Source organism: Streptomyces sp. NPDC038213, from assembly GCF_055600495.1.
This window is the reverse complement of sequence record NZ_JBVJYM010000021.1, coordinates 116,155-139,269: the sequence shown is the minus strand read 5'-3', so window position 1 is coordinate 139,269 and position 23,115 is coordinate 116,155. Positions and strand designations below refer to the sequence as shown.

General features: G+C 74.3%; 23 protein-coding genes. 16 read left to right on the top strand and 7 right to left on the bottom strand.

The genetic code is table 11. The features are described from left to right. Positions 1–96: 96 nt before the first annotated feature. Positions 97–300: a hypothetical protein gene (locus ACZ7JZ_RS25525; protein ID WP_470943159.1), complete on the bottom strand. Its 204-nt coding sequence runs from the start codon at positions 298–300 to the stop codon at positions 97–99. 87 nt (positions 301–387) lie between these two features. On the opposite strand from ACZ7JZ_RS25525, the gene yczR reads away from it, so the two are divergent. Beyond that, a complete protein-coding gene (gene yczR, locus ACZ7JZ_RS25520; protein ID WP_470943158.1) occupies positions 388–1,854 on the top strand; it encodes a MocR-like transcription factor YczR in 1,467 nt (488 codons plus the stop codon). 77 nt (positions 1,855–1,931) lie between these two features. Here yczR and ACZ7JZ_RS25515 read toward each other — a convergent pair whose 3' ends face one another. Together ACZ7JZ_RS25515 and ACZ7JZ_RS25510 are read right to left on the bottom strand one after the other, a co-directional pair. Then, positions 1,932–2,567 (bottom strand): response regulator, encoded by a 636-nt coding sequence (locus ACZ7JZ_RS25515; RefSeq protein WP_470943156.1) that lies wholly within the window; start codon positions 2,565–2,567, stop codon positions 1,932–1,934. Next, positions 2,564–3,781 carry a sensor histidine kinase gene (locus tag ACZ7JZ_RS25510; protein WP_470943155.1) on the bottom strand — a complete coding sequence of 406 codons (1,218 nt, stop codon included), beginning with the start codon at positions 3,779–3,781 and terminating at the stop codon, positions 2,564–2,566. Before ACZ7JZ_RS25510 ends, ACZ7JZ_RS25515 begins: the two co-directional genes overlap by 4 nt. A 133-nt stretch (positions 3,782–3,914) precedes the next feature. Here ACZ7JZ_RS25510 and ACZ7JZ_RS25505 point away from each other — a divergent pair, with 133 nt between their 5' ends. After that, entirely contained in the window at positions 3,915–5,006 is a 1,092-nt protein-coding gene (locus tag ACZ7JZ_RS25505; RefSeq protein WP_470943154.1) for an ABC transporter permease, read from the top strand. Beyond that, positions 5,003–5,683, top strand: coding sequence for an ABC transporter ATP-binding protein (locus ACZ7JZ_RS25500; RefSeq protein ID WP_470943153.1), 681 nt, complete (start codon positions 5,003–5,005; stop codon positions 5,681–5,683). Before ACZ7JZ_RS25505 ends, ACZ7JZ_RS25500 begins: the two co-directional genes overlap by 4 nt. A gap of 13 nt (positions 5,684–5,696) precedes the next feature. Here the strand turns inward: ACZ7JZ_RS25500 and ACZ7JZ_RS25495 are convergent, their stop codons facing one another. Continuing rightward, entirely contained in the window at positions 5,697–6,500 is an 804-nt protein-coding gene (locus ACZ7JZ_RS25495) for an IclR family transcriptional regulator (RefSeq protein WP_470943152.1), read from the bottom strand. Positions 6,501–6,813: 313 nt separating this feature from the next. On the opposite strand from ACZ7JZ_RS25495, the gene allB reads away from it, so the two are divergent. Further along, on the top strand, positions 6,814–8,172 hold the full coding sequence (allB, locus tag ACZ7JZ_RS25490; RefSeq protein WP_470943150.1) for an allantoinase AllB: 1,359 nt from the start codon (positions 6,814–6,816) through the stop codon (positions 8,170–8,172). A gap of 2 nt (positions 8,173–8,174) precedes the next feature. Continuing rightward, on the top strand, positions 8,175–9,293 hold the full coding sequence (gene alc / locus ACZ7JZ_RS25485) for an allantoicase (protein WP_470943149.1): 1,119 nt from the start codon (positions 8,175–8,177) through the stop codon (positions 9,291–9,293). A 208-nt stretch (positions 9,294–9,501) separates the two neighbouring features. Here alc and ACZ7JZ_RS25480 read toward each other — a convergent pair whose 3' ends face one another. After that, the gene (locus ACZ7JZ_RS25480) at positions 9,502–10,257 is read right to left on the bottom strand and encodes an SDR family NAD(P)-dependent oxidoreductase (protein WP_470943148.1); all 756 of its coding nucleotides are present in this window, start codon (positions 10,255–10,257) and stop codon (positions 9,502–9,504) included. A 295-nt stretch (positions 10,258–10,552) separates the two neighbouring features. On the opposite strand from ACZ7JZ_RS25480, the gene ACZ7JZ_RS25475 reads away from it, so the two are divergent. Together ACZ7JZ_RS25475 and ACZ7JZ_RS25470 are read left to right on the top strand one after the other, a co-directional pair. Continuing rightward, a complete protein-coding gene (locus ACZ7JZ_RS25475; protein ID WP_470943176.1) occupies positions 10,553–11,494 on the top strand; it encodes a DMT family transporter in 942 nt (313 codons plus the stop codon). 101 nt (positions 11,495–11,595) lie between these two features. Further along, positions 11,596–12,783, top strand: coding sequence for a cytochrome P450 family protein (locus ACZ7JZ_RS25470; RefSeq protein WP_470943147.1), 1,188 nt, complete (start codon positions 11,596–11,598; stop codon positions 12,781–12,783). Positions 12,784–12,865: 82 nt separating this feature from the next. Here ACZ7JZ_RS25470 and ACZ7JZ_RS25465 read toward each other — a convergent pair whose 3' ends face one another. After that, positions 12,866–13,876, bottom strand: coding sequence for a Gfo/Idh/MocA family protein (locus tag ACZ7JZ_RS25465; protein WP_470943145.1), 1,011 nt, complete (start codon positions 13,874–13,876; stop codon positions 12,866–12,868). A gap of 220 nt (positions 13,877–14,096) precedes the next feature. On the opposite strand from ACZ7JZ_RS25465, the gene ACZ7JZ_RS25460 reads away from it, so the two are divergent. From ACZ7JZ_RS25460 to ACZ7JZ_RS25420, 9 genes are all read left to right on the top strand, one after another. Further along, positions 14,097–15,113, top strand: a complete 1,017-nt coding sequence (locus ACZ7JZ_RS25460; protein WP_470943143.1) for a sugar ABC transporter substrate-binding protein — start codon at positions 14,097–14,099, stop codon at positions 15,111–15,113. A 38-nt stretch (positions 15,114–15,151) separates the two neighbouring features. After that, entirely contained in the window at positions 15,152–16,180 is a 1,029-nt protein-coding gene (locus ACZ7JZ_RS25455; RefSeq protein ID WP_470943175.1) for an ABC transporter permease, read from the top strand. Further along, the gene (locus ACZ7JZ_RS25450; protein ID WP_470943142.1) at positions 16,147–17,010 is read left to right on the top strand and encodes an ATP-binding cassette domain-containing protein; all 864 of its coding nucleotides are present in this window, start codon (positions 16,147–16,149) and stop codon (positions 17,008–17,010) included. The genes ACZ7JZ_RS25455 and ACZ7JZ_RS25450 overlap by 34 nt, the downstream gene beginning before the upstream one ends. Continuing rightward, positions 17,007–18,185 carry an ROK family glucokinase gene (locus ACZ7JZ_RS25445; protein ID WP_470943141.1) on the top strand — a complete coding sequence of 393 codons (1,179 nt, stop codon included), beginning with the start codon at positions 17,007–17,009 and terminating at the stop codon, positions 18,183–18,185. Before ACZ7JZ_RS25450 ends, ACZ7JZ_RS25445 begins: the two co-directional genes overlap by 4 nt. Continuing rightward, entirely contained in the window at positions 18,182–18,778 is a 597-nt protein-coding gene (locus tag ACZ7JZ_RS25440; RefSeq protein WP_470943140.1) for a hypothetical protein, read from the top strand. Before ACZ7JZ_RS25445 ends, ACZ7JZ_RS25440 begins: the two co-directional genes overlap by 4 nt. Positions 18,779–18,808: 30 nt before the next feature. Then, positions 18,809–19,450 (top strand): MBL fold metallo-hydrolase, encoded by a 642-nt coding sequence (locus ACZ7JZ_RS25435; protein ID WP_470943139.1) that lies wholly within the window; start codon positions 18,809–18,811, stop codon positions 19,448–19,450. A gap of 29 nt (positions 19,451–19,479) precedes the next feature. Beyond that, a complete protein-coding gene (locus tag ACZ7JZ_RS25430) occupies positions 19,480–20,259 on the top strand; it encodes an exodeoxyribonuclease III (RefSeq protein WP_470943138.1) in 780 nt (259 codons plus the stop codon). 85 nt (positions 20,260–20,344) lie between these two features. After that, a complete protein-coding gene (locus ACZ7JZ_RS25425; protein ID WP_470943137.1) occupies positions 20,345–20,785 on the top strand; it encodes a DUF6278 family protein in 441 nt (146 codons plus the stop codon). A gap of 97 nt (positions 20,786–20,882) precedes the next feature. After that, the gene (locus ACZ7JZ_RS25420; protein ID WP_470943135.1) at positions 20,883–21,626 is read left to right on the top strand and encodes an amino acid ABC transporter ATP-binding protein; all 744 of its coding nucleotides are present in this window, start codon (positions 20,883–20,885) and stop codon (positions 21,624–21,626) included. Between the two features lie 157 nt (positions 21,627–21,783). Here ACZ7JZ_RS25420 and ACZ7JZ_RS25415 read toward each other — a convergent pair whose 3' ends face one another. Further along, positions 21,784–23,010, bottom strand: a complete 1,227-nt coding sequence (locus tag ACZ7JZ_RS25415) for a L,D-transpeptidase (protein ID WP_470943134.1) — start codon at positions 23,008–23,010, stop codon at positions 21,784–21,786. Between the last annotated feature and the right edge of the window lie 105 nt (positions 23,011–23,115).

Sequence of the window (23,115 nt, the reverse complement as noted above, 5' to 3'; positions counted from 1 at the left end):
CGCTCAAACGAGCCGAGCATCGCAACGGGACACCACCCGCACCTGACACCGTCACCATCACTCGGCAGGACAGAACTTAAGTCACCAACATTGGGCCTAGCCCCGTACCGGAGCCGCCTGCGGCGGCTGCGTCCGGCCCGGGGAGCGCAGGGCGCCTGCGGCCCGGCGTACCGCCGCCAGCAGGCCGAGCGGCGCGAGCGGGGCGCAGATCCGGGACTCCGCGGCCCGCAGCAGCGCCCGCTCGTCACGGTCGGTCAGGGGCCGGTCCGCGTACGCTGCGGGGGTCTGTCGGGTCCACATGGGGATCTCCCTTGCCAATCGGGGGCCAATAAGGGGAGTCTGGCCCTGGATTGGCCTGGCCGTCAGAGCCAATCGGGGGAGGTTGGCATGGCAGGCGCGCGCGTGGTCCACACCGCGGACAGGACGGTCGGCAGCAGGCAGCTGGCCGCACTGCTGCCGCCCGGGGTCCGCGCGCGCCCCGGCTACCGCGGGCTCGCCGAGGCCGTCCGCACCCTGGTCCTCGACGGCCGGCTGCCCCTGCACGTCCGGCTCCCCGCGGAGCGCGAGCTCGCCGAGGCCCTCGGTGCCAGCAGGGCCACCGTCACCGCCGCGTACGACCTGCTGCGCGGGAGCGGCTACGTCCGCAGCCGGCGCGGCTCGGGGACCTTCACCGAGCTCCCGGAGGGCCACCGGCCCGTCGGCGTGCACGCCCCGGCGGCCGCGGACGGCGGCATAGACCTGGCCATCGCCGCCATGGGCGCCCCCGAAGGCGTCCTGGAAGAGGCCCTGGAGCGGGCCCTGCCCCGGCTCGCCGCCGTCGCCCGCACCCCCGGCTACCACCCCTGCGGGCTGCCCGAGCTGCGGGCCGCCCTCGCCGACCGCTTCACCCGCCGCGGCCTGCCCACCCGGCCCGAGCAGATCCTCGTCACCGCGGGCGCCCAGCAGGCCCTCGTCCTCGTCCTCGGACTGCTCTGCCGCACCGGCGACCGGGTCCTCACCGAGAACCCGACCTACGCCAACGCCCTCGACGCCGTCCGCCGGGCCGGGCTGCGCCCGGCGGCCGTCGCCGTCTCCGAGCACGGCTGGGACATGGACCTCGCCGAGTCCGCCCTGCGCCAGACCGCCCCGCGCGCCGCGTACGTGGTCCCCGACTTCCACAACCCCACCGGCGCCCTCATGCCGCCCGGGGACCGGCTGCGCCTGCTCGCCGCCGCCCGCAGCACCGGCACCCGGCTGATCGTCGACGAGACCATCGCGGACATCGCCCTCGACGTCCCGCCGCCCGCCCCGCTGGCCTCCCTCGCCCCCCGCGGCGGGGCCGACCACGTGATCACCATCGGCTCCCTCAGCAAGACCCACTGGGGCGGGCTGCGGGTGGGCTGGATCCGGGCCGGCGCCGACCTGGTCACCGAGCTCACCGCGGTCCGCGTGGCCGCCGACATGACCGGATCGGTCCTCGACCAGCTCACGGCCCTGACCCTGCTGGACCGCCTCGAAGAGGACCTGCCGGCCCGCCTCGACCGGCTCCGGGAGGGGCGGGCCGCCCTGGCCGCCGCCCTGGAGCGGCACACCCCGGAGTGGCGCTGGCAGCTGCCGCCCGGCGGCCTGTCCCTCTGGGTGGACCTGGGCGAGCCGGTCAGCTCGGCGCTCGCGGAACGGGCCGCGCAGGCCGGGGTGCACATCGGCCGCGGCGCCCGCTTCGGCGTGGACCCCGGCACCTTCGAGCACCGGATGCGCCTGCCGTACACCCTCCCCGCCCCCCTCCTGGAGGAGGGCGTGCGCCGCCTCGCCGCGGCCTTCCACGAGGGGGTCCCCCTCGCCCCGGCGGTCGAACGGCCGCACTGGGTGGCGTAGGCCGTCCCCTCCGGACCGCGGCGGGGCCCGGCCCGGGGGCGGCCGGCCGCAGCGGGCGGATCAGGCAGCGGGCCGGATCAGAGCGTGCGGATCAGGCGCCGGGAGCGGGCCCGCGCCACCGCGGCGGTACGGGAGTCCACCCCGAGCTTGGCGTAGATGTGCACCAGGTGGGACTTGACCGTGGCCTGGCTCAGGAAGAGCTCCTTGCTGATCTGCTGGTTCGACAGCCCGTCCGCGACCAGCTGCAGCACCTCCAGCTCCCGCTTCGTCAGCGCCTGCGCCGGGGTCCGCATCCGGTCCATCAGCCGCAGCGCCACGGCCGGCGCCAGCGCGGACTGGCCCGCGGCGGCCGTGCGCACCGCCGCCGCCAGCTCCTCCGGCGGGGCGTCCTTGAGCAGGTAGCCCGAGGCCCCGGCCTCCACCGCCGCGAGGATGTCGGCGTCCGTGTCGTACGTGGTCAGCACCAGCACCCGGGGGGCGCCCGGCCGGGCCGTGATGGCGGCCGCGGCCTGCGAACCGTGCATCCCCGCGCCGAACTGCAGGTCCATCAGCACCACGTCCGCGGCCACCTCCCCGGACGCGGCCAGCTCCACCGCCCGCTCGGCGGTGGCGGCCTCCGCGACCACCTCGAAGTCCGGCTCGGTGTCGAGCACGGCGCGCAGTCCCGCCCGGACGACCGGGTGGTCGTCGGCCAGCAGCAGCCGGATGGTCACGCGTCCTCCACGGGCAGCGGCAGGGTCACGGCCAGGGCGGTCCCCTGGCCCGGTGCGGACTCCACGGTGAAGGTGCCGCCCAGCGACTCCGCGCGCGAGCGCATCGCGGGCAGCCCGAAACCGCCCCCGCCGGACGGGGCCGACAGCGGGTCGAAGCCCGCGCCGTCGTCGACGACGTCCAGGGTCACCGAGGAGTCCATGAAGGTCAGGGTGATCTCGGCGCGCCGGGCCCCGGCGTGCCGCACCACGTTCGCGAGCGCCGACTGCGCGATCCGCAGCAGCGCCACCTCGTACGGGGTCGGCAGCTCGGCGGGCCCGCCGCTGAGCGAGAACCGCACCCGCGGCCCCGGCGCCGCCGTGCACAGCCGCTCCAGGGCGGCCGCCAGCGAGCCGTGCTCCAGGTCCGGCGGGGTCAGGGCCCGGACGAACCGGCGGGCCTCGGCCAGGTTGTCCTGGGCCGCCTGCCGGGCCCGGCCGATGTGCTCCGCGGCGGGGGAGCCGGCCGGCAGGGACCGCTCGGCGGCCCGCAGCAGCAGCTGGATCGAGGACAGCCCCTGCGCCAGGGTGTCGTGGATCTCCCGGGCCAGCCGCTCCCGCTCCGCCAGCACCCCCGCGCCGTGCTCGGCCGCGGCCAGCTCCGCCCGGGTGGCGATCAGCTCCTCGATCAGTTCGCGGCGCCGCTCGCTCTCCCGGTACAGGGCCTGGTAGCCGAGGACGGTGGCCACCGCCACCGCCCCGCCGAGCACCGGCCCGAGCAGGGCCCCCGGATCGGCGGAGGTGCTGTGCGCGAGGAAGCCGCCGGCCGCCGCGCACGCGGTGGCCGCGACCGCCGCGACGCCCCAGCGCAGCGGCAGCAGGTGCAGCTGGAGGAAGTACAGCGGGAAGGCGGCCCACACCCCGTCCGGCGTCAGGACCAGCAGCACCGCCCAGACCGCGCCCAGCGCCGCCAGCCACAGCGCGGCGGCCCGCGGCGAGCGGTGCACGGCGGGGCTGCGCACCCCGGCGGCGTACACGGCGGCCGCCGCGGCGGCGGTCGCCGCCACCGCCCCCGCCCGCGGCCCGTCCCCGGCCAGCGCGCGGACGGCGGCCAGCGCGAGCAGGCCCAGCAGCAGCGCGTGCAGGCACAGCCGGAGCACCCGCGAGACGGGGGTGAGCAGGCGGCCGGCGGGCGGGGGAGCGGCAGGGGCGGGGGGAGCGGCGGCGGTGGGATCCATGGCCCGACCAGCGTATGCGGGCTCCCCGGCCCGACGGTCAACCGAAAGTTCGATGTCGGCGTGCACCCTTCGATCCCGGGATCCGTTCCCCGGCGCGATGCGCCCGGCCCGGGCCCGGAGCCAGGGTGGGGACATGTTCGTCGCATGGAGAGATCTGCGGTTCGCCAGGGGCCGCTTCGCCCTGATGGGCACCGTCGTGGTGCTGGTCACGCTGCTCGTGGGCCTGCTGTCGGGGCTGACCGCCGGACTGGCGCGGGAGAACACCTCCGCCGTCACCGGCCTGCCCGCCGACCACCTGGCCTTCGCCGCCCCCGCCGGGGGCCGGGAGGTGTCCTTCACCGAGTCCCGGGTGCCGGAGGCAGCCTGGCGGGCCTGGTCCCGGCAGCCGGGGGTGGAGTCGGCCGAGCCCCTCGGCATCCGCACCCTGAACGCCTCCGCCGGGGACCGCACCGCCGCCGTGTCGGCCTTCGGCACGGACCCCGGGTCCGGCCTGGCCCCGCAGGTCCCGGGCGCCGCGCTCGGCGCGGGCCGGGTGGTCCTGTCCGCACCGGCCGCCGCGGAGCTCGGCGCCGGGGCCGGGGACGCGGTGCGCATCGGCACCCTCCCGGCGACCGTCGCCGCCGTCGCGGGCGGGGCCTCGTACAGCCACACCCCCGTGGTGTGGACCTCGCTCGCCGACTGGCAGCGGCTCTCGGGCCCCGGCGACCCCGCGGGCCCGCAGGCCACCGTCGTCGCCCTGCGGACCTCCGGCTCCGCCGACCTGGCCGCGGGGGACCGGGCCGCCGGTACGAGGACGCTGACCCGGGACGGGTCCCTGGAGGCGATCGGCTCCTACGCCGCCGAGAACGGATCCCTCCAGCTGATGCGCGGGTTCCTCTTCGCCATCTCGGCCCTGGTCGTCGGGGCCTTCTTCACGGTGTGGACCATCCAGCGCAGCGGGGACGTCGCCGTCCTCAAGGCCCTCGGCGCCTCCACGCCCTACCTGCTGCGCGACGCGCTCGGCCAGGCCGTGGTGGTGCTGGCGGCCGGCACCGGGCTCGGGACGGCGCTCGCCGCCGGGCTCGGCGCGCTGATCGGCGGCGGGGACGTGCCCTTCGTCCTGGACGCGGCCACCGTGCTCGTCCCCGCCCTCGTCATGGTGCTCCTCGGGGCGCTCGGGGCCGCCCTGGCCGTCCGGAAGATCACCGCCGTCGACCCCCTCACCGCCCTCGGGAGCGCCCGATGACCCTGTCCCTGCACGACGTCACGCTCACCTACCCCGACGGCGAGGGCCGGCTGACCGCCCTCGACTCCGTCGACCTGGAGGTGCCCGCGGGCACCCTCACCGCGGTGGTCGGCCCCTCGGGCTCGGGCAAGTCCAGTCTGCTCGCCGTGGCGGCCACGCTCGTCTCCCCGGACTCCGGCCGGGTGCTGGTGGCGGGCCGGGACACCGGCCGGCTGTCGGCCGCGGGGAGGGCGGCGCTGCGCCGCGAGCACATCGGCACCGTCTTCCAGCAGCCGAACCTGCTGCCCTCCCTGACCTGCGCAGAACAGCTCCAGGTCATGGGGCACCTGGCGGGCCGGCCCCCGGCGCGGCTGCGCCGCCGGGCGGCGGAGCTGCTGGAGGCGGTGGGCCTGGCCGGGCTCGCGGACCGGCGTCCGCACCAGCTCTCGGGCGGCCAGCGCCAGCGGGTGAACATCGCGCGGGCCCTGGTGAACGAGCCGGCGGTCCTGCTGGTGGACGAGCCGACCAGCGCCCTCGACCACGAGCGGGGCGCCGCCGTGCTCGACCTGCTGGCCCGGCTGACCCGGGAGCGGTCCACGGCCACCGTGCTGGTCACCCACGACCGCTCCCACCTGGACCGGGCCGACCGCACGGTCACCATGACCGACGGCCGCCTGGCCTGCCCCGCGGCCGCCTAGGACGGCCCGGGCGTCACGCCGGGTTCTGGTTCGCCAGGGCCACGGAGAGCTCCGCGGCGATCCCCTGGAGGACCGGCACGATGGTCTCGGTCGCGGCCTCGGTGACCCGCCCGGCCGGGCCGGAGATGGAGATGGCGGCCGGGGTCGGGGAGTTCGGCACGGAGACGGCGAGGCAGCGGACTCCTATCTCCTGCTCGTTGTCGTCCACCGCGTAGCCCGCCTTGCGGACCTGGTCGAGGGCGTCGAGGAAGCCCTCGGGCGTGGTGATCGTCTTCTCCGTGGCGGCGGGCATCCCGGTACGGGCGAGCAGCGCGCGCACCTCCTCCGCGGGGGTGTAGGCCAGCAGCGCCTTGCCCACGCCGGTGGAGTGCGGCAGCACCCGGCGGCCGACCTCGGTGAACATGCGCATGGAGTGCTTGGACGGCACCTGGGCCACGTAGACGATCTCGTCCCCGTCGAGCAGGGCCATGTTCGCCGTCTCGCCGGTCTCCTCGACCAGCCGCGCCAGGTAGGGGCGGGCCCAGGTGCCCAGCAGGCGGGAGGCGGACTCGCCGAGGCGGATCAGGCGGGGGCCGAGCGAGTAGCGCCGGTTGGCCTGCTGGCGCACGTACCCGCACGCGACGAGCGTGCGCATGAGACGGTGGATGGTGGGCAGCGGGAGCCCGCTCGCGGCGGAGAGCTCGCTCAGGCCGACCTCGCCCCCGGCGTCCGCCATCCGTTCGAGCAGATCGAAGGCGCGCTCGAGGGACTGGACGCCACCGCTGGCGGCGGGGGATTTGGCGGAAGCGTCGGTGGTGCTGGCGCTGGACGTCGGCACGGCGCGGTCCTTTCGGTGCTGGCAGGCAAGGCAGCAGCCTACCCGGCGGTGCTGGCCCGCCCTAGCCTCAGGGTGAGGCCGTACCCGCCGGTCAGAGCCGGTTTGTCCGGGTGGGCGAGGGGCCCGGCGGTCCGGTCGGCGGGTCCCTGGTGGTGGTACCTACGTTCTGAATGGCGAAATACTAATTCCATTCTGTGGAAACGTCCAAGTGCGACCCGCCCCGCTCGGGTGACCGTCCGGTGGCTCTTGACTGGCTCCGGATCGGGGGGAAGACTCCGTCAACAGAACGTTGAATTTCGCTCTGTGGAAGTAGATGGGGAGGTTCCGGGTGTCCGACACGGCAGTGGAACTGGTACTGCGCTCGACGCGCGTCATCACCCCCGGGGGGACGCGCGCGGCCTCGGTCGCCGTCGCCGGCGGGAAGATCGCGGCGGTGCTGCCGTACGAGGCCGAGGTACCCGCCGGGGCCCGGCTGGAGGACTTCGGCGACGACGTCCTGCTCCCCGGCCTCGTCGACACCCACGTGCACGTCAACGACCCGGGCCGCACCGAGTGGGAGGGCTTCTGGACGGCCACCCGCGCCGCCGCGGCGGGCGGTATCACCACCCTCCTCGACATGCCCCTCAACTCCCTGCCGCCGACCACCACGGTCGACAACCTGACGGTCAAGCAGGACGTGGCCCGCGCCAAGGCGCACGTGGACGTCGGCTTCTGGGGCGGCGCCCTGCCCGACAACGTCAAGGACCTGCGCCCGCTGCACGACGCCGGCGTCTTCGGCTTCAAGTGCTTCCTGTCGCCCTCCGGCGTGGACGAGTTCCCGCACCTGGACCAGGAGCAGCTCGCCGCCTCGCTGGCCGAGATCACCGGCTTCGGCGGCCTGATGATCGTCCACGCCGAGGACCCCCACCACCTGGACGCCGCGCCCGTCGTCCCCGGCCCCAAGTACGCCGACTTCCTCGCCTCGCGCCCCCGCGACGCCGAGAACACCGCGATCGGCAACCTGATCGCGCAGGCCAAGCGGCTGGGCGCCCGCGTGCACGTCCTGCACCTGTCCTCCAGCGACGCGCTGCCGCTCATCGCCGCCGCCCGGGCCGAGGGCGTCCGCATCACCGTCGAGTCCTGCCCGCACTACCTCACCCTCACCGCCGAGGAAGTGCCGGACGGCGCCAGCGAGTTCAAGTGCTGCCCGCCCATCCGCGAGGCCTCGAACCAGGACCTGCTGTGGGAGGCGCTGGCCGACGGGACGATCGACTGCATCGTCTCCGACCACTCGCCCTCCACCACCGACCTCAAGACGGCCGACTTCGCCACCGCCTGGGGCGGCATCTCCTCCCTCCAGCTGGGCCTGCCCGCCATCTGGACCGAGGCGCGCAAGCGGGGCCGCAGCCTGGAGGACGTGGTCCGCTGGATGTCCGAGGCCCCCGCCCGGCTCGCGGGCCTCGCCCAGAAGGGCGCCATCGAGGCCGGCCGCGACGCCGACTTCGCCGTCCTCGCCCCCGAAGAGACCTTCACCGTGGACCCGGCCGAGCTCCACCACCGCAACCAGGTCACGGCGTACGCGGGCAAGACCCTGCACGGCGTCGTGAAGTCCACCTGGCTGCGCGGTGTGCAGATCGCCGACCACGGCACCCCGTCCGAGCCCACGGGCCTCCTCCTTGAAAGGCAGAACTGACAGTGGCGATCCCTTCCTTCACCGGCAACGCGAACCCGTACGGAGGCGGCGACCCGTACGCGGACTACCGCACCGCGGAGTTCCCGTTCACCCAGTACGCGAACCTCGCCGCCCGTGAGCTGGGCGCCGGAGTCATCGAGGCCAACGACGAGTTCTTCGCCCAGCGCGAGAACCTGCTCATCTCCGAGGCCGCGCACTTCGACCCCGAGGACTTCGGCCACAAGGGCAAGGTCATGGACGGCTGGGAGACCCGCCGCCGCCGCGGTGTCTCCGCCGAGCAGCCCTGGCCCACCGCCGAGGACCACGACTGGGCGCTCGTCCGCCTCGGCGCCCCCGGCGTGATCCGCGGCATCGTCGTCGACACCGCCCACTTCCGCGGCAACATGCCGCAGGCCGTGTCCGTCGAGGGCACCAACTGGGAGGGCGCCCTCGCGCCCACCCCCGAGGAGCTCCTCGGCGCCGACGTGAAGTGGACGGTCCTCGTCCCGCGCACCCCGGTCGGCGGCCACGCGGCCAACGGCTTCGAGGTGAGCGCCGAGCAGCGCTTCACGCACCTGCGCGTCAACCAGCACCCCGACGGCGGCATCGCCCGCCTGCGCGTCTACGGCGAGGTCCTCCCGGACCCGCAGTGGCTCGCCGCCCTCGGCTCCTTCGACGTGGTGGCCCTGGAGAACGGCGGATCCGTCCAGGACGCGTCCAACCGCTTCTACTCGCCGCCGACCAACACCATCAACCCGGGCCGCTCCCGCAAGATGGACGACGGCTGGGAGACCGCCCGCCGCCGCGACAACGGCAACGACTGGATCCGCTACCAGCTCGTCGCCGAGTCCGAGATCCGCGCCGTCGAGATCGACACCGCGTACCTCAAGGGCAACTCCGCGGGCTGGGCCTCGCTCTCGGTGAAGACCGGCGAGGAGGGCGAGTGGCGGGAGTTCCTGCCGCGCACCCGCCTGCAGCCCGACACCAACCACCGCTTCGTGCTGGACGCCCCGGCGGTCGGCACCCACGTCCGGATCGACATCTTCCCGGACGGCGGCTTCTCCCGCCTGCGGCTGTACGGCTCGCTGACGGAGACCGGCGCGGCGGCCCTGACCGCCCGCCACCAGGAGCTGAACGGCTGAGCCCGTTCGGCGTGACGAGACTCGGGCGGAGCGACACCCGCCCGTGACCCAGGGGACGTGCCGGAAGACAGCGCCGGCGCGCCCCGCGGGACCCGTGGGACGTACCGGAAGACAGCGCCGGTACGTCCCACTGTGCTTGCGGGGTGCGGGGTGCGGGGTGCGGGGTGCGGGGTGCGGGGCCCGCCCCGGCGCCGTGGTGCGCCCCGCCCTACGCCGCGTGCCCGCCGTCCACCGCGAACTCGGCGCCGGTCACGAACGCCCCGTCCCCGCCCGCGAGGAAGGCCACCATGGCCGCCACCTCCGCGGCCGTCCCGAACCGGCCCAGTGCGGTCAGCGCCACCTGCCCGGCCGCGAGCGGGCCGTCCGCCGGGTTCATGTCGGTGTCCACGGGCCCCGGGTGGACCACGTTCGCCGTGATGCCGCGCCCGCCCAGCTCGCGGGCCAGCGCCCTGGTCAGCCCCGACAGGGCCGCCTTGCTCATCGCGTACAGCGTGCCGCCCGGCCCGGACACCCGGCCGGCCGTGCAGCTGCCGATGGTGATGATCCGCCCGCCCTCCCCGAGCCGGGCGGCGGCCGCCCGGGAGGCGAGGAACACCGCGCGCACGTTGACCGCGAGGACCCGGTCCACCTGCTCGTCGGTGAGCTCCTCCAGCGGCCCGAGCACCCCGATCCCGGCGTTGTTGACCAGGACGTCGAGCCGCCCGAAGGCCTCCGCGGCCCGGTCCACGGCCGCCGGCGCGGCAGCGGGGTCGGCCGCGTCGGCCCGCAGGGCCAGGCCCCGGCGCCCGAGGGCCTCCACGGCCCGCACCACCTCCCGGGCGCCCTCCCCGCCGTCGCGGTAGGTCACCGCCACGTCCGCCCCCTCGCCCGCCAGCCGCAGGGCCGTCGCCGCGCCGATGCCGCGGCTGCCGCCGGTGACCAGGACCGCCTTGCCGTACATGAACTCCTCCTCCGGAAGCACCATTTGGTTGCGGGTTCAATGAAACGCGCGCCCTCCTGCCGACGCTGGCGGGAATCCGACGGGAGTTCCGCCCGGCCGGGCCCCCGCCGGACCCCCGGCCGGGCCCCCGCCGGACCCCCGGCCGGGCCCCCGCCGGACCCCCGGCCGGGCCCCCGCCGCGACCGGCCCGCGCGCCCCTGCGCCCGCCCCTGCCCGCACCGTGAAACCGCCTCGACCGGCCCGGGGGGGCTCGGGTAGCGTGACCGCTCCCGTGCGAGCCGCCGAAGCCTCCACCCGCCACCTGCTGTGGGAGACCCGCTTGACCCCGCTCGCCGCCCCCGCCGCCCCCGCCCCCGTCCGCACGCCCCGCCGCGCCTGGGCCGCCGACCTGCCCGTGCTGCTCGTCGCCGTCTTCTGGGGCGGCAGCTACCTGGCCGCCAAGGGCATCACCCTCGCGCACACCGTCCTCGCCGTGCTCGTCCTGCGCTTCGCCCTGGTGCTGCCGGTGCTGGTCGCCGTCGGCCGGCGGGGGCTGCGGGAGCTGACCCCGGCCCAGTGGCGGGGGGCCGGGCTGCTCGGACTGGTACTGGGCGTGATCTTCCTGCTGGAGACCTACGGGGTGGTCCACACCTCGGCCACCAACGCCGGGCTGATCATCAGCCTGACCATGATCTTCACCCCGCTCGCCGAGGCCGCCCTGCGCCGGGTCCGCCCGCCCGCCTCCTTCCTGGCCGCCGCGGGGGTCTCGGTGGCGGGCGTGGTGCTGCTGACCCAGAGCGCCGGTTTCACCGCCCCTTCCACGGGCGACCTGCTGATCCTGCTGGCCGCGGTGGCCCGTACCGCCAACGTGCTGCTGACCGCCCGGATGCGCTCGCTCCAGGGCGTGGACGCGCTGCCGCTGACCACCGTGCAGCTCGGCGCGGCCGTGGCCGTGTTCGCCGTGCTGGCCGTCCCGGACGCGCTGCGCGGCGGCGCCACCCCGTGGAGCGTCGCGGCGGACTTCGGTCCCGCCCAGTGGGCCGGGCTGGTCTTCCTGTCGGTCCTCTGCACGCTTTTCGCCTTCTTCGTGCAGGTCTGGGCCGTGCGCCGGACCTCCCCGTCCCGGGTGAGCCTCCTGCTGGGCACCGAGCCCCTGTGGGCCGCCGCGGCCGGTGTGGCCATCGGCGGGGAGCACCTGGGCGCCGCCGGGTTCGCGGGCGCCGCCCTCGTCCTGGCCGGCACCGCATGGGGGCGCCGCAGCGCCGCGGCCCACGGCATCTGACCCCCCGCCCGCAGGCCGGGAACCCTGTCCGGAATTCGACCCCGTGTACGAAGTGCGGCCGTAGGCTGGCGGGATCGCTACGGGGGAAGGGGTGGCCCGCGATGCCGCTGATGGACATCACCGGATACGCCGAGGACTTCAACGAGGATCCGTATCCGCACTACCGCACGATGCGCGAGGCCGGACCCGTCCACCGGGTCCAGGACGCGAACGGCGACGACATCTGGCTGGTCGTCGGGTACGAGGAGGCCCGCCAGGCCCTCGCGCACCCGGCGCTCGGCAAGGACTGGCGCGTGCACGAGCGCTACGCCGGCACCGTCAGTGCCAGCGAGGTCAACCGGAACATGCTGGAGATGGACCCGCCGGACCACACCCGGCTGCGCAAGCTCGTCGCCCGCGAGTTCACCTCGCGCCGCATCGAGGCCATGCGCGGGCGCGTCGAGGAGGTCACCGCCGGGCTCCTCGACGCCATGGAGGCCGATCCGGCCCGCCGCGGCGACCTGGTCTCCGCCTTCGCCTTCCCGCTGCCCATGACCGTCATCTGCGAGCTGCTGGGCGTGCCGGACCTGGACCGCGAGCCCTTCCGGCTGATGTCGAACGAGATCCTGGCCCCCGCCACCCCGGAGAGCGAGCTCAAGGCCCTCCAGGACATGGCGGCCTACCTCGCCGTCCTGATCGCGCGCAAGCGGGAGGCGGGCGGCGAGGACCTGCTCAGCGCCCTCATCCGGACCGAGGAGGACGGGGACCGCCTCGACCGCGACGAGCTCATCGGCATGGCCTTCCTGCTGCTCGTCGCCGGGCACGAGACCACCGTCAACCTGATCGCCAACGGCGTCCGCGCCCTCCTCGCCCACCCCGACCAGCTCGCCGCCCTGCGCGCCGACCCCGACGGACTCCTCGACGGGGCGGTGGAGGAGATGCTCCGCTACGACGGGCCGGTGGAGAACGCCACCTTCCGCTTCGCCCACGAGGACGTGGAGATCGGCGGCGTACGGATCTCCCGCGGCGAGCCGGTGCTCGTCTCCCTGGCCGCCAGCAGCCGGGACCCGCAGCGCTACCCCGAGCCCGACACCTTCGACATCCGCCGCGCCCCCCAGGGCCACCTGGCCCTCGGGCACGGCATCCACTTCTGCCTCGGCGCCCCGCTGGCCCGCATGGAGGCCCGGATCGCGGTCCGGGCCCTGCTGGAGCGCTTCCCCGACCTCGAGGAGGCCGGGGAGGGCGAACCGTACGAGTGGATCACCGCCTCGCTGATCCGCGGGGTGAAGCGGCTCCCGGTGCGCTGGTAGCCCGGCGGTGGCGGGCCGTACGGCGGCGGGGAAGGGACCGGGAGCGGCCGGCCGCCCGGCGGTCCGCCCCGCCCCGGCGGCCTCAGCGGGCGCCGGCCGGCACCTCCGCCAGGGGCACCGGCCGGCGCTCCCGGAGGGACAGCTCGCAGGCCTCCGCGATCCGCAGCGCCTCCAGACCCTCCCGCCCGTCGCACGGATTGGGGCCCTCGCCCCGGACCAGCTTCACGAAGGCGTCGAGCTCCGCCTCGTACGCCGCGGCGAACCGGTCCAGGAAGCCGGTGTACGGCTTGTCCGCCGGCGGCGGCCCCTGCGGCTCGGTGGAGGCGATCGGCGTCCGGTCGTCCAGCCCCGAGGAGACCTGGTCCAGCTCCCCGGCGAGCTCCATGCGCACGTCGTAACCGGCGCCGTTGCACCGCGTGCCCGTGCAGGAGGCCAGCACCCCGCCGTCGAGGGTCAGGAGCGCGGCCCCGGTGTCCGCGTCCCCCGCCTCGCGGAAGGCCGGCGGCCCGGCGTCCGAGCCGGCCGCGAACACCTCCCGCACCTCCCGCCCGGTCACCCACCGCACCATGTCGAAATCGTGCACGAGGCAGTCCCGGAAGAGCCCGCCCGAGCCCGGCAGGTACCCGGCGGGCGGCGGCGCCGGGTCCGCGGTCGTGGTCCGTACGGTGTGCAGCCGGCCCAGCGCCCCCGAGCGGACCAGCTCCCTGGCCGTGCGGTAGCCCGCGTCGAAGCGCCGCATGAAGCCCAGCTGGAGCACCCCGCCCGCGGCTGCCACCTCGTCCAGGGCCGCCAGGGTGCCCGCCAGGTCGGGAGCCACCGGCTTCTCGCAGAACACCGGCAGCCCCGCCCGCACCGCCCGCGTGATCATCTCCCGGTGCCCGGCGGTCGCACAGGAGACCACCACGGCGTCCACGCCCCAGCTGAAGACCGCGTCCACGCTCGGCGCGGCCGTCGCCCCCAGCCGCTGGGCCAGGGCCAGCGCCCGGGCCGGGTCGGCGTCGGCCAGCAGCAGGGAGCCCGCCTCGGGGTGCCTGCTGAGCGCGGTGGCGTGGAACGAACCGATCCGGCCCGTCCCGATGAGCCCGATACGCATGGGTTCAACGTCGCCCCGCGGGGGGCCCGTGTCAATCATTTCGGGCTATCGGGTGTTTTCCGGGACATCCCCCGGTTCGGCGTACAGGACCGGGTGGCGGATACTTGGGCGGCTGGAAACGGTTTGACCGGATTGACTGGAACACCGGCGGATCGGCCGGAACACCGGCAGGGCAGCGGCCCGCCGGTGCCGACTCGGAGCAGGGGAAGGGCGCGCAGACGTGGCTAGGGTTCGGACAGGGGCAGTGCGCTGGACGGGCGTACTGCTCGCGGCGGTACTGGGGGCATCCCTGGCAGGGTGCAGCAGTACGGGCGGCAAGCGGGCCGAGGACCGGGCCCGCGAGGCCGCCGCCCAGGGGCGCGCCGCCGTGTCCACCCCCCGCTGGACCTTCGCCATGGTCACGCACGCGGGAGACGGCGACACCTTCTGGGACATCGTCCAGAAGGGCGCCAAGGAGGCCGCGGCGAAGGACAACATCAACTTCACCTACGCCCACGACGACCAGGCCCAGCAGCAGGCCCAGTACGTCCAGAACGCCATCGACCAGAAGGCCGACGGCATCATCGTCAGCCTCGCGAAGCCCGAGGCGCTCAAGGACGTCATCGCCAAGGCCGTAAAGGCCGGGATCCCCGTGGTCACCGTGAACTCGGGCTCCGCCCAGTCCAAGGCGTACGGGGCCCTGACCCACATCGGGCAGGACGAGGAGATCGCCGGCGAGGCCGTCGGCGCCGAGCTGACCCGCCGCGGGAAGAAGAAGGCCGTGTGCGTCCTGCACGAGCAGGGCAACGTGGGCCACGAGCAGCGCTGCGCCGGGGCGAAGAAGGCCTTCGGCGGCACCTTGGAGAACCTGTACGTCGAGGGCACCAACATGCCCTCCGTCCAGGCCGCCCTCCAGGCCAAGCTCCAGTCCGACCCGGCCGTCGACGCGGTCGTCACCCTCGGCGCCCCCTTCGCCCCCACCGCCGTCAAGGCCAAGGAGTCGGCCGGCAGCAGGGCCGAGATCGACACCTTCGACCTGAACGCCCAGGTCGCGGCCGACCTCCAGGACGGCACCCTCGGCTTCGCCGTGGACCAGCAGCCCTTCCTCCAGGGCTACGAGGCCGTGGACCTGCTGTGGCTCTACCGCTACAACGCCGACGTGCTCGGCGGCGGCCGCCCCGTGCTCACCGGCCCCCAGATCGTCGGCCGCGAGGACGCGGCGAAGCTCGAGGAGTTCATCAAGCGGGGCAGCCGGTGAGCGCCCCCGCCCCGGCCCCCGCGCCCGCCCCGCCGCCCGTGAGGACCGCCGCCGACGAGCGGCTCGTCCCGCGGACGCTGCTGCGCCGGCTGCTCGGCCGGCCCGAGCTCGGCGCGGTGGCCGGCGCCGCGGCCGTGTTCGTCTTCTTCTCCTTCGCCGCCGACAGCTTCCTGCAGGCCAGCAGCCTCAGCACCATCCTGTACTCGGCCTCCACCATCGGGATCATGGCGGTGCCGGTGGCCCTGCTGATGATCGGCGGGGAGTTCGACCTGTCCGCCGGGGTCATGGTCACCAGCTCGGCGCTGGTCTCCTCGATGTTCAGCTACCAGATGACGGCCAACGTGTGGGTGGGCGTCGGCGTGTCCCTGCTGGTCACCCTGGCCCTCGGCTTCTTCAACGGGTTCATGCTGACCCGTACGAAGCTGCCCAGCTTCATCATCACGCTCGGCACCTTCCTGATGCTGACCGGCCTGAACCTGGGCTTCACCAAGCTGATCACCGGCACGGTCTCCACCAAGGGCATCGGCGACATGGAGGGCTTCCCCTCCGCCCGCGCCCTCTTCGCCTCCCAGTGGACCATCGGCCCGGTCACGCTCAAGGTCACCATCCTGTGGTGGCTCGCCCTGGTCGCCCTCGCCACCTGGATCCTGCTGCGCACCCGCGCCGGGAACTGGATCTTCGCGGTGGGCGGCGGTGCCGACGCGGCCCGCGCGGTCGGCGTGCCCGTGGTCAAGACCCGCATCGGGCTCTACATGGGCGTCGCCCTGTGCGCCTGGATCTCCGGGCAGCACATCCTCTTCTCGTACGACGTGGTCCAGTCCGGCGAGGGCGTCGGCAACGAGTTCCTGTACATCATCGCGGCCGTCATCGGCGGCTGCCTGATGACCGGCGGCTACGGCTCCGCCGTCGGCTCGGCGGTCGGCGCCTTCATCTTCGGCATGACGAGCAACGGCATCGTCTACGCGCAGTGGAACCCGGACTGGTTCAAATTCTTCCTCGGAGCGATGCTCCTGGTCGCGACCCTGCTCAACGCGTGGGTGCGCAAGCGGGCGGAGGCGATCGCGTGACGGCCCTGGTCGAGCTCGACGGCATCAGCAAGTACTACGGGAACATCCGGGCCCTCGAAGGGGTCTCCCTGGAGGTCTCCGCAGGGGAGATCACCTGCGTCCTCGGCGACAACGGCGCCGGCAAGTCCACCCTCATCAAGATCATCGCGGGGCTGCACCGGCACGACTCCGGCAGCTTCCGCATCGAGGGCGAGGAGACCGTCCTCGCCAACCCCCGGGCCGCCCTCGACCGCGGGATCGCCACCGTCTACCAGGACCTCGCCGTGGTCCCCCTCATGCCGGTCTGGCGGAACTTCTTCCTCGGCTCCGAGCCCACCCGCGGCCGCGGCCCCCTGCGCCGCCTCGACACCGCCCTGATGCGCCAGACCACCCGCGCCGAGCTGCTGCGCATGGGCATCGACCTGCGGGACGTGGACCAGCCCATCGGCACCCTCTCCGGGGGCGAGCGCCAGTGCGTGGCCATCGCCCGCGCCGTCCACTTCGGCGCGAAGGTCCTCGTCCTCGACGAGCCCACGGCCGCCCTCGGCGTCAAACAGTCCGGGGTGGTCCTGAAGTACGTCGCAGCCGCCCGCGACGCGGGCCTCGGAGTGGTCCTCATCACGCACAACCCGCACCACGCCCACCTGGTCGGGGACCGCTTCGTCCTCCTCAAGCGCGGCACGATGGCGGGCAGTCACACCCGCGACTCCGTCACCCTCGACGAGCTGACCCGCCAGATGGCGGGCGGCTCCGAGCTGGAGGAGCTCAGCCACGAGCTGGCGCGGGTGGCAGAATCGGAAGGGGCCACCGGCCGCGACGACCACCTACCGAGGGACACCAGGACTCGATGAGCAGCACGTACCGGGACTTCGCCCTCGCCCACCGCGGCGCGGCGCGCGGCACCGTCCTGCGGACCGTCGGGACCCGCGAGCGGCGCTCCCACCTGACCGCCCCCCGGGTGCCGACCGTCGGCATCGACATCGGCGGCACCAAGGTCATGGCCGGGGTCGTGGACGCCGACGGCACCATCCTGGAGAAGCTGCGCACCGAGACCCCCGACAAGTCCAAGAGCCCGAAGGTCGTCGAGGACACCATCGCCGAGCTGGTCCTCGACCTCTCCGACCGGCACGACGTGCACGCCGTCGGCATCGGCGCGGCCGGCTGGGTGGACGCCAACCGCTCCCGCGTGCTCTTCGCCCCCCACCTGGCCTGGCGCGACGAGCCCCTGCGCGACGCCCTCCAGTCCCGCCTCGCCGTCCCCGTCATGGTGGACAACGACGCCAACACCGCCGCCTGGGCCGAGTGGCGCTTCGGCGCCGGCCGCGGCGAGGACCACCTGGTGATGATCACCCTCGGCACCGGCATCGGCGGGGCCATCCTGGAGGACGGCCAGGTCAAGCGGGGCAAGTTCGGGGTCGCCGGCGAGTTCGGGCACATGCAGGTCGTCCCCGGCGGGCACCGCTGCCCCTGCGGCAACCGCGGCTGCTGGGAGCAGTACAGCTCGGGCAACGCCCTGGTCCGCGAGGCCCGCGAGCTGGCCGCCGCGGACTCCCCGGTGGCGTACGGGATCATCGACCGGGTCCAGGGCAACATCCCGGAGATCACCGGACCGCTCATCACCGAGCTGGCCCGCGAGGGCGACGCCATGTGCGTCGAGCTGCTCCAGGACATCGGCCAGTGGCTCGGCGTGGGCATCGCCAACCTCGCCGCGGCCCTCGACCCCTCCTGCTTCGTCATCGGCGGCGGCGTCAGCGCCGCCGACGACCTGCTGATCGGCCCCGCCCGCGACGCCTTCCGCCGCCACCTGACCGGCCGCGGCTACCGCCCCGAGGCCCGGATCGCCAAGGCCCAGCTCGGCCCCGAGGCCGGGATGGTCGGCGCCGCCGACCTGGCCCGCCTGGTCGCCCGCCGCTTCCGGCGCGCCAACCGGCGCCGCGTGGAGCGCTACGAGCGCTACGCGCAGGCCGGCCGCCGCTGGAGCGGCTTCACCGCGGGCGAGCCGCGCAAGCCGGAGGACGACGCGTGAACCCCACCCTGCCCCGCCAGGCCCCCGCACCCGGCGGCAGCGACGCCGGACACCCCTCCGGCCCGCCCGCCGAGGACCGCCGCCACGTGGTCCGCCGCCGCTGGCTGACCGCGGTGATCATCGTGCTGCTCATCGGGATCCCCGCGGGCTACCTCGCGGTGTCCGCCGAGCAGAGCCGCGAGAGCGGCCGCGACAAGGCGGCCAAGGTCGGCGCCCACCAGGTCCGCGCGGGCTGGCCCTCCCGGGTCCAGCGCAGCATCTACGAGGTCCCCGTCCCCGACTGGTCCACGGGCGTGGGCTTCTACGAGACCAACAACTGGCGCACCAGCCGGCTGTACGTGCAGTTCACCACCAACCCCGTCGACCTGCGCATCTTCCTCAAGGCCATCGGCTCCGGGGAGGCGGACCTGCGGCCCGGGGTCAGCATCGGCACCCGGGACTCCGAGGTGGCCGGCTGGACCTGGGACCCGGCCCGCACCTGGGTCGGCCTGACCCACGACCAGCCCGACCCGCGGCCCACCCAGGACGTCACGGTGGACATGACCGACCCGCAGAAGCCGCGCGTGTACGTGGTCTCCACCGCCACCCCCTGAGACGGCCCCCCGCACGGCTAGCCTGGCCCCATGACCCTGAAGCTGACGAAGAAGCTGCACTCCTGCGTCCAGGTGGAGAAGGACGGCCGGACCCTCGTGATCGACCCGGGCGCGTTCAGCGAGCCGGACGCCGGGCTGGGCGCCGAAGCCCTTCTGGTCACCCACGAGCACCCCGACCACTTCGACGAGGGCCGGCTGCGGGCCGCGCTCGACGCCAATCCGGCGGCCCGGCTGTGGACCCTGCGCAGCGTGGCCGGGAAGCTGTCCGCGGCCTACCCGGGCCGGGTCCACACCGTGGGCAACGGGGACACCTTCACCGCGGCGGGCTTCGAGGTGGAGGTCCACGGCGAACTGCACGCGGTGATCCACCCCGACCTGCCGCAGGTCACGAACGTGGGCTTCCTCGTGGACGGCTCCCTCTTCCACCCCGGCGACGCCCTGACCGTGCCCGGCCGGCCCGTGGACACCCTGATGCTCCCCGTGCACGCCCCCTGGAACAAGGTCGCCGAGGTGGTCGACTACCTCCGCGAGGTGGCGCCCCGGCAGGCCGTCGACATCCACGACGCCTACCTGTCCGACCTGGCCCGCCCGGTCTACGACAAGGTGATCGGCGGACTGGCCCCGCAGGCCGGCCACACCCGGCTCGCCGCGGGGGACGCGACCGGCCTGTGACTGTCGGACCCGGGCGGTAGGTTGGGGACATGCGCATCGCCACGTGGAACGTCAACTCGATCACCGCCCGGCTGCCCCGCCTGCTGGCCTGGCTGGAGGGCACCGGCACGGACGTGCTCTGCATCCAGGAGACCAAGTGCTCCGCCGAGCAGTTCCCGCACGCGGAGCTGATGGAGCTCGGCTACGAGTCGGCGGTCCACGCCACCGGCCGGTGGAACGGGGTCGCCCTGCTCTCCAAGGTGGGCCTGCGCGACGTGGTCACGGGCCTGCCCGGCGGGCCCGACTACGAGGGCGTGCAGGAGCCCCGGGCCATCTCCGCGACCTGCGGCGGGGTCCGCGTCTGGTCGGTGTACGTGCCCAACGGCCGCGAGGTCGAGCACGACCACTACGGCTACAAGCTCGACTGGTTCAAGGCCCTGACGGCCGCGGTGGCCCAAGACGCGGCGGGCGGGCGCCCGTTCGCCGTCCTCGGCGACTTCAACGTGGCCCCGACCGACGAGGACGTCTACGACCCCGCCGTCTTCGAGGGCGCGACGCACGTGACCCCCGCCGAGCGGGACGCCCTGGCGGCGCTGCGGGCCGCGGGCCTGAGCGACGTACTGCCCCGGGCCCTCAAGTACGACCGCCCGTACACCTTCTGGGACTACCGGATGCTCGCCTTCCCGAAGAACAAGGGGATGCGCATCGACCTGGTGTACGGCAACGGGCCCTTCGTGAAGGCCGTCACGGACGCGTACGTGGACCGCGACGAGCGCAAGGGCAAGGGCGCCTCCGACCACGCACCGGTCGTGGTCGACCTCGACGTGTAGGGAGCGCGGCGGCGGGGCGCAGCGGCAGGACACGGCTCAGGCGCGCCTGAGCCGTCCGGGCGAATACGGATGCGAGGCTGACCGGATGCACATCCCCTTCCTGGACAACTGGCGCAGGCGTCATGCGGCGGGGCACGCGGCCGGGCTGGCCACCGCCCTGGCGGACGACCCGGAGGGCATCGCCGAGCTGTTCGCCGAATGCGAGCTGCTGCGGGCCCAGGCCGGCGCCGCCGGACTCGAACTGGACGAGACCCCGGGCTCGTTGGAGGCCCTCGACCAGCTGATGCCCCGCTGGCGCCGCGACCCGGAGGCCGCCCCCTGGCTGGGCAACGACGCCGGGCTGTACCTGGGCACGGTGGTCATCCGCGCCGTCCCCGGGGCCGCCTGGCACGTGTGGCCCAGCGGGCAGCCCGTGATCAGGCTGGCCTCGGGCCGGGAGCTCAACGTGGTCGACTCGGGCATCTCCTGGGCGATGACCGGATCCCCCGAGCTCTCCCAGGCCTTCGCCGAGGCCTCGGAGGGCTGATATCCCGCCCGCCGTGCGTGTCGGGGCGCCGAACTCCCCCTGCACGGCTGGATAGTGTGCGCTGACCTCGACACAGCAAGAGTGGGCAGGACAGCGTATGGCCGTCGATCCGTTGATCGAGCTGCGGGACGTCAACAAGCACTTCGGGCCGTTGCACGTGCTCCAAGACATCAACCTCACGGTCGGCCGGGGGGAGGTGGTCGTGGTGATCGGCCCCTCCGGCTCCGGGAAGTCCACCCTCTGCCGGGCCATCAACCGCCTGGAGGCCATCGAGTCCGGCGAGATCCGCCTCGACGGCCGGCTGCTGCCCGAGGAGGGCAAGGAGCTGGCCGCCCTCCGCGCCGAGGTGGGCATGGTCTTCCAGTCCTTCAACCTCTTCGCGCACAAGACCGTCCTCGACAACGTCTCCCTGGCCCAGGTCAAGGTGCGCGGCCGCAAGCGGGCCGAGGCGGACGCCCGCTCGCGGGAACTGCTGGAGCGGGTCGGACTGGCCGACCAGGCGCCCAAGTTCCCCGCCCAGCTCTCCGGCGGCCAGCAGCAGCGCGTCGCCATCGCCCGCGCCCTGGCCATGGACCCCAAGGCCCTGCTCTTCGACGAGCCGACCTCGGCTCTGGACCCGGAGATGATCAACGAGGTGCTGGAGGTCATGCAGCAGCTCGCCCGCGACGGTATGACCATGGTGGTCGTCACCCACGAGATGGGCTTCGCCCGCTCCGCCGCCAACCGGGTCGTGTTCATGGCCGACGGCAGGATCGTGGAGGACCGGGCCCCCGAGGAGTTCTTCACCGCCCCGGAGAGCGCCCGCGCCCGCGACTTCCTCTCCAAGATCCTCAAGCACTGACGGCGGCCGGGACCGGGGGGCCTGGCGGGCCCCGCCCCCGGCAGCAGCCGCAGACCACTGCCCGCCCGGCGGGACCGACGCGTACGAGGGGTCGGCCGCCGCGCGGGGAGAAGGTCAGCTGCGCCCGCGGGGTCGGGGCTCCGCCCGCCCGGGGTCCTCAGGCGCCGGCGCCCCTGAGGGCGCTCTTCGCCTGCCACTCGGCCCAGGAGAGGTTCCACTCGCCGTACCCGTTGCCGGTCTCCGGCTTGCCCTTCGAACCGCTGCCGACCACCTCGAACGGGTCCCCGGGCCGCACGTCCGCGTAGAAGGCGGAGGCGTCCGCGTCGCTCATCCCCACACAGCCGGAACTGTTGTTGACCCGGCCGAAGTTGCCGTTGTTCCAGGGGGCGGCGTGCGCGTACATGCCCGACCAGGTCAACCGCACCGAATAGTCGACCATCTTGTCGTAGGCGTCGCCGAGGCCCACCGACTGGGAGTTCATCCGGATGGTGCCCTCCTTGGCCATGACCACCATCTTCCCCTCCCAGGAGGCCTTCTGGCCGCCCGGGGTGCCCGCGGCCACCGGCACCGAGTGGATCTCCTTGCCGTCGCGGGTCATCTTCAGCCGCTTCGCGTCCAGGTCCACCGTGATCCGCTGGTCCGGGCCGACCGTGAACGCGGTGTTGTAGTCCCGTACGAAGTACCCGCCGCCGGGGCCGGAGTCGATCCCGTCGAGGTCCATCTGCACCTTCACCTCGGTGCCGGACTTCCAGTACTCGCGCGGCCGCCAGTCCACCCGGTCCTTGCCGCTGTAGTCCTTGAACCAGCCCCAGGAGCCCTCGGTGCCGTTCGAGCTGGTGACCTTGAGGTGCTTCTCCACGGCGGCCTTGTCCGTGACCGGGTTGTCGAAGACCAGGGAGACCGGCTGGGCCACGCCGACCGTGCTGCCCCGGCCCGGGTTGATCGTCACCTTGTTGACCTTGTCGGCGGCCGCGGTGGCGAACTGCGCCCCGGCGGTGCCGCCCGCCGTGTCGCGGGCCTCGACGCGGTACGCCGTACCGGGGGAGGCGTTGCGCTCCGAGGTCCAGGACCGGCCGTCGGCGGATATCCGGCCGGTCAGCTCACCGCCCTCGGGGGCGGTCACCTTCACCAGCGAGAGCTTGCCGCCGCCCTGCGAGAGGCTGACCTTCACGGGCCCGCCCGGCTTGGCCGCGGTACCCGTGAGGTTCACGGCTATCGCCATCGGCTCCTTCTCCTTCATCGCCGCCGCACCGGAGCCGGAGCTCCCCCCGCCGCCCGAGCAGGCGGCCAGCGAGGCGGCCAGCACCGCGACCCCCGCCGCGGCGGCCACCCGGGCCCGCCGCCCGCTGCTGCCGAAACCCTGGACACGACGCACACCACTCACCGCAAACCCCTCCGCACAAACGTGTATGTCCGCAAACAAGATGCGGACAAGGGGACTGTAGGTTGCGGTTTCCGCCGAAGAAATCAGTCTTTCGGTTGTGACCTC

Coding starts and splice junctions, on each gene's coding strand:
- ACZ7JZ_RS25430 (WP_470943138.1), top strand. CDS start 19,480: ATGCGCATCGCCACGTGGAACGTCAACTCGATCACCGCCCGGCTGCCC.
- allB (WP_470943150.1), top strand. CDS start 6,814: ATGGGGAGGTTCCGGGTGTCCGACACGGCAGTGGAACTGGTACTGCGC.
- ACZ7JZ_RS25420 (WP_470943135.1), top strand. CDS start 20,883: ATGGCCGTCGATCCGTTGATCGAGCTGCGGGACGTCAACAAGCACTTC.
- ACZ7JZ_RS25435 (WP_470943139.1), top strand. CDS start 18,809: ATGACCCTGAAGCTGACGAAGAAGCTGCACTCCTGCGTCCAGGTGGAG.
- ACZ7JZ_RS25470 (WP_470943147.1), top strand. CDS start 11,596: ATGCCGCTGATGGACATCACCGGATACGCCGAGGACTTCAACGAGGAT.
- ACZ7JZ_RS25500 (WP_470943153.1), top strand. CDS start 5,003: ATGACCCTGTCCCTGCACGACGTCACGCTCACCTACCCCGACGGCGAG.
- ACZ7JZ_RS25505 (WP_470943154.1), top strand. CDS start 3,915: ATGTTCGTCGCATGGAGAGATCTGCGGTTCGCCAGGGGCCGCTTCGCC.
- yczR (WP_470943158.1), top strand. CDS start 388: ATGGCAGGCGCGCGCGTGGTCCACACCGCGGACAGGACGGTCGGCAGC.
- ACZ7JZ_RS25525 (WP_470943159.1), bottom strand. CDS start 300: ATGTGGACCCGACAGACCCCCGCAGCGTACGCGGACCGGCCCCTGACC.
- ACZ7JZ_RS25425 (WP_470943137.1), top strand. CDS start 20,345: ATGCACATCCCCTTCCTGGACAACTGGCGCAGGCGTCATGCGGCGGGG.
- ACZ7JZ_RS25445 (WP_470943141.1), top strand. CDS start 17,007: ATGAGCAGCACGTACCGGGACTTCGCCCTCGCCCACCGCGGCGCGGCG.
- ACZ7JZ_RS25465 (WP_470943145.1), bottom strand. CDS start 13,876: ATGCGTATCGGGCTCATCGGGACGGGCCGGATCGGTTCGTTCCACGCC.
- ACZ7JZ_RS25510 (WP_470943155.1), bottom strand. CDS start 3,781: ATGGATCCCACCGCCGCCGCTCCCCCCGCCCCTGCCGCTCCCCCGCCC.
- ACZ7JZ_RS25480 (WP_470943148.1), bottom strand. CDS start 10,257: ATGGTGCTTCCGGAGGAGGAGTTCATGTACGGCAAGGCGGTCCTGGTC.